Below are 4,925 nucleotides of genomic sequence, written 5' to 3'. Positions count from 1 at the left end.
TCTGCAGAAAACTTGTTCGTAGCCTTCGTCATGGCTCCATCCTCTCAAGAGTTGGAGCCTCCGGCAAACCCGGAGCGGTTCAACGCTTGGAATTGGACGGTCATTGGGCGAGGAGGACCACGCTGGCGCGTAGCGCTCTCGCAGCGGACAGGGAACGATCGTCTGGAGACATTACCGCCATGGGCTCAGATCTACGAAATGGATAAAACCAATCAGGCCATAGCTCAGACCGCTTCCCCCGGACTCCCGCATGGCATCTGGGCCCTCGGTTTGGTCAGCATGTTCATGGACATCTCTTCGGAGATGATCCACAGCCTGCTGCCGGTCTTCCTCGTCACCGTATTGGGTGCAAGCGCCGTGACGGTCGGGCTCATCGAGGGCATCGGGGAAGCCACCGCCTCGATCTCCAAGCTGTTTTCGGGTTGGCTCAGCGACTGGCTTGGCAAGCGCAAGGCGTTGACCGTCATCGGCTATGGGCTCGGCGCCCTATCGAAGCCGCTGTTCGCGCTGGCGCCGACGCCATCCTGGGTACTGGTCGCCCGCTTCTCGGATCGCATCGGCAAGGGCATCCGCGGCGCGCCGCGCGACGCCCTGGTCGGCGATCTTGCCCCTGCCGGACTGCGTGGCGCGGCCTATGGCCTTCGGCAGTCGCTCGACACCGTCGGCGCCTTTGGCGGCCCGCTGCTTGCCATGGCGCTGATGGCTCTGTTCGCTGACGACTTCCGCCTGGTCTTCTGGCTCGCCGTGGTGCCCGGGCTCATCGCTGTGGCCATCCTTGTTCTAGGCGTCCGGGAAGCGGCACAGGCTCGACCTCTCGCGGAGGCGCGCGTTCCGATCCGCTGGAGCGAGCTTGGACGGCTGGGCCGCCTGTTCTGGGCTGTTGTCGCCGTCGGAACCGTGCTCACGCTCGCCCGTTTCAGCGAGGCCTTCCTGATCCTGCGCGCCGAGGACGCGGGTCTGTCGCTCGCGCTCATACCACTGGTGCTGGTGGTGATGAACGTCGTCTACGCCGCGTCGGCTTATCCAATGGGGGCGCTGTCGGATCGATATGATCGAAGGCCGGTGCTCGCGGCGGGTTTCGTCGTTCTGATCCTCGCCGATATCGTTCTCGCTTTCGCACTTGGGATTTGGGGTGTGATGCTTGGCATTGGCCTTTGGGGGGCTGCACATGGGCATGACCCAAGGGCTGCTGGCAGCCCTCGTTGCCGATACGGCCCCGACAGACCTCCGTGGGACGGCATTCGGACTATTCAACCTGGCAAGCGGGGTGGCGCTCTTGCTCGCGAGCCTGATCGCGGGGTTTCTATGGGAACTCATAGGCCCCTCCGCAACATTCCTCACCGGCGCGGCTTTTACCGCAGCTGGTCTCGTTGGGACAATCGCATTGGTTGGCCGGCGGCGAAGAAGCAGACTGGGCTGACCTCGACAACAACTGGCGTCACAATTCGAGAGCCCGTCCTGTCACGTCCGCCCTTATTTGGTTGAGCTTCGTGAGGCTTCCGATCGTTTCTTTTGGACGTTGCGTGGCGATGCCGACAAGCAAGGTTTCTAAGAATGCGAGCGTCCGCCATTGCGTAGCCAGCGTTGCCCGACTTCCTGCCGGCGCAGCCTCCAGGGCCGTCGATAGGTCAAACATGCGGAGTTGCTCAATGCGTGTGATCCGCAGGCTCGATCATGCGGAACGGCAGGACCTCTTTGTGATCGCCTCGCTGCAACAGCAGCCGTGCCTCGAACTCGTGAGGCTCCGCAGGCGCCACGGCGCTCAGTAGCTCGGAGAGACCGTCGTCCAGCGCCGCGAGCGGCAGCGTTTCCACCTGGCTGTCTGGCCGATCGATCGCGACCACTACCTCCGTTCCAGGAGTCAGCCGCGCAGCCGTAAACCTGAAGCGCTCCCCGTCTGGCGTGTCGATGATCTCAATGACCCCTTCCGTCAACGCGCCGCTCACGGGAACCGGATCCGGGGCGTGGTGGTGCCCAGCATGCTCATGACGGTGAATTGTTCCGCTGGCGGGCCGCACCCTGACATGCGCCACCGATAGAGCGGGAATGTGGGCGAGGAGCTGGCGCTCGATCGCGGACGAAACCGTCTCGGCCTCGCGCACGGTGGCGTCGCCGTCGATCGCCACATCAAGCTCGGTGCTCAAGCGGTGTCCGAGCCAACGGGCGCGCACGTCGAGAACCCGGTGCACAGCGGTGACGTGTTCGGCCGCATGGCGGATTTCCTCAATGAGGCCCGGTTCGACGCCGTCGAGCATGCGTGTGAACACCGCCTTGGCCGATTGCCAGACGATGCCGAAGATGGCAATGGTGATGAGCAGTCCTACGACCGGATCGGCGAGCGGGAAGCCGAGCCAAACGCCAACCGCGCCGAGAACCACGGCGAGGCTGGTCAGTCCATCGGTGCGTGCGTGATAGCCGTCTGCAATGAGCGCGGCGCTGTTGATCTGCCGACCGACTCGGATTCGATACACAGCGACCGCTTCGTTGCCGAGGAAGCCGACGACGCCGGCGACCGCTACCCAGCCGAGCAGCGAGATCGGCTGCGGGTTGATCAAGCGGTCGATAGCCTCATAGCCGGCGACGAGCGCGCTGAACAGGATGATCGCGACGATCACGACGCCGGCCAGGTCCTCGACGCGCCCAAGCCCGTAGGTGAAACGCGCGCTGGGTTTGCGCCTCGCGAACAGGAACGCGATCCAGAGCGGCACGGCGGTGGCCGCATCGCCGACATTGTGAATCGTATCGGCGAGCAGCGCCACGCTGCCCGACAGCAGCACGATGACGAGCTGCAAGGCCGCCGTGAGCCCAAGGATTATGAACGACCACTTGATCGCCCAGATGCCGCGCTCGGTCGTCGCGATCGTCGGATCGATCACGCCGTGGGTGTGACCATGTTTGCCGGCATCGCCGTGGCCGTGGTGATGGCCGTGAGCGTGAGTGTCGGGCTCGGCGAAACCGAGCCAGACCAGGGCGGAATGCAGCATCGCGGTGGCCTCAAAGGTACTTGGAGATCTCCTTGAACTCGTTGATCGGCGCGCGGGCGTCCCGCGCCATCGGACCGGCGCTTTGTTCAAGGCAGTGGTCGATATGGTCGTGGATGAGCGCTTTCTTGGCGTTGCAGATCGCCTTCTCCACGGCGTGGAGCTGCTGGGCGATGTCGACGCAGGATCGCCCCTGCTCGATCATGGCGATGATGGTCTTCAGATGGCCTTCGGCGCGCTTAAGGCGCTTGTTGATCTCGGGGTGGGATTGATGAAGAGGTGTTTCGCTCATATGTTGAACCTATCCTGGGGGAGGGGATAGGTCAAGACACAGGGTAATCCCTTTTCATCGCCTAACGTCGTCGTTACAGCTCACATTTCTTTCATCGCATCGAGCCTCAGCAGGCGGAGTGCGTTGAACACCACCAGGACCGAGGCGCCCACATCCGCCGCGATCGCGCCCCACAGGCTTGCCATGCCAACGAAGGTGAGGACGAAGAACACCGCCTTGACGCCCAGCGAGAACACGATGTTCTGCCGGATGACGGCAAGCGTCCGCTTTGCGTGCCGCACGAGCCAGGGCAGCTTCGAGACATCGTCGGTCATCAGCGCAATGTCCGCGGTCTCTATCGCGGCGTCGCTGCCGATGGCGCCCATGGCGATGCCGAGGCTGGCACGCGCCAGGGCCGGCGCGTCGTTCACCCCGGCGCCTGGCGGGGCTTGCAAGTCGCCGCACAGCTCGGAAACGGACAATGGCTGTCCTTCGCCACCACCCTACCGGACACCGGGCTCGCCGTGTCGTGGAACTTCTTCCTGGCGATGGCAGTCATGGGCGTGATCGTCCTGGCCATCTCGGCCTGGGCGGTCCGACGCGTGACCGCGCCGCTCGGTCAGCTGGCCAGGGCCGCCGAACGTCTTGGCAAGGATGTGGGCGCCGATCCGCTCCCGGAGCTTGGGACGACCGAGATGCGCCAGGCGTCGCGCGCGTTCAACCAGATGCAGGAACGGCTGCGCCGGTTCGTCGAGAACCGGACGCGCATGCTGGCGGCGATATCCCACGACCTCCGCACGCCGCTCACGCTGCTTCGCCTGCGGGCGGAAGGCGTCGAGAGCGCCGAGGATCGCGACAAAATGCTCGCCACGATCGCGGAGATGGACGGCATGATCGGGGCCACGCTCGCTTATGCCCGCGACGAGGCGGAGGCCGAGCCGCAACGACGCAACGATGTCGCCGCGCTCCTTGCCAGCATCGTCGACGACATGGCGGACGCCAGCCTTCCGGTCGCCATGGAGCCGTCGCCCTCCGTGATCCTCGAATGCCGGCCGGCTGCCTTGAGGCGCGCGCTTTCGAACCTGCTCGACAACGCAGTCAAATACGGAATGCGGGCGCATGCGGCCGTTCGGACGACAGGAAACGAAGTCGAGATCGCTATTGACGACGAGGGCCCGGGCATCCCGGAACTGGAGCTTGCCAAGGTAACTCAACCCTTTTATCGCCAGGACGAATCGAGAAGCCGCGACACCGGCGGGATCGGCCTCGGATTGGCGATCGCCATGTCGACCATCCAGGCCCATGGCGGCGAACTCACCCTGTCGAATCTGCCGCATGGCGGATTGCGCGCCCGAGTCGTTCTGCCGCTGTAACAGGCTCGTAACGTCACGAATCGCGTAGACTCTGCAAACCTGACGTCGCCCTCGCGGGCGCTGCTTCAGTGCGCGTGCGCGAACTCGCCCTTCGCCATCGCGAGGTGGTGCGGCTGACATTGGGAACTGGCTGAGCACCATTGGGGCAAGCTTCGAGCCGTTCTTAATGTCGCACTCATGAAGAGGCCCAATCGGACGCCGAACGCGGAGGCCATGTTCCTAGCAGCCTGTCGGAGTTGACCCCAAGGGTCTGGTTCGATCCGGTTTAGGGGCGTGCGGTGCTTTGATTGTGCGGTGATT

General features: G+C 64.2%; 3 protein-coding genes and 2 pseudogenes. 2 read left to right on the top strand and 3 right to left on the bottom strand.

Annotated elements, in window-relative coordinates:
- The first annotated feature begins 198 nt into the window (after positions 1 to 198).
- Positions 199 to 1,420, top strand: a pseudogene (locus IEW15_RS24760) (MFS transporter).
- A 226-nt stretch (positions 1,421 to 1,646) separates the two neighbouring features.
- Here the strand turns inward: IEW15_RS24760 and IEW15_RS24755 are convergent.
- From IEW15_RS24755 to IEW15_RS26200, 3 genes and pseudogenes are all read right to left on the bottom strand, one after another.
- Positions 1,647 to 2,984 carry a cation diffusion facilitator family transporter gene (locus IEW15_RS24755; RefSeq protein ID WP_188583093.1) on the bottom strand — a complete coding sequence of 446 codons (1,338 nt, stop codon included), beginning with the start codon at positions 2,982 to 2,984 and terminating at the stop codon, positions 1,647 to 1,649.
- 10 nt (positions 2,985 to 2,994) lie between these two features.
- Positions 2,995 to 3,273 carry a metal-sensing transcriptional repressor gene (locus tag IEW15_RS24750; protein WP_188583091.1) on the bottom strand — a complete coding sequence of 93 codons (279 nt, stop codon included), beginning with the start codon at positions 3,271 to 3,273 and terminating at the stop codon, positions 2,995 to 2,997.
- An 80-nt stretch (positions 3,274 to 3,353) separates the two neighbouring features.
- Positions 3,354 to 3,692, bottom strand: a pseudogene (locus tag IEW15_RS26200) (heavy metal translocating P-type ATPase); the annotation flags it as partial.
- An 84-nt stretch (positions 3,693 to 3,776) separates the two neighbouring features.
- On the opposite strand from IEW15_RS26200, the gene IEW15_RS24745 reads away from it, so the two are divergent.
- Positions 3,777 to 4,625, top strand: a complete 849-nt coding sequence (locus IEW15_RS24745; protein WP_229708808.1) for an ATP-binding protein — start codon at positions 3,777 to 3,779, stop codon at positions 4,623 to 4,625.
- Positions 4,626 to 4,925: the final 300 nt, after the last annotated feature.

Source organism: Tistrella bauzanensis, from assembly GCF_014636235.1.
Lineage (GTDB): Bacteria > Pseudomonadota > Alphaproteobacteria > Tistrellales > Tistrellaceae > Tistrella > Tistrella bauzanensis.
The sequence above is the reverse complement of the archived record's forward strand: the minus strand, read 5'-3'. Positions and strand labels throughout refer to the sequence as shown.

Coding starts and splice junctions, on each gene's coding strand:
- IEW15_RS24755 (WP_188583093.1), bottom strand. CDS start 2,984: ATGCTGCATTCCGCCCTGGTCTGGCTCGGTTTCGCCGAGCCCGACACT.
- IEW15_RS24750 (WP_188583091.1), bottom strand. CDS start 3,273: ATGAGCGAAACACCTCTTCATCAATCCCACCCCGAGATCAACAAGCGC.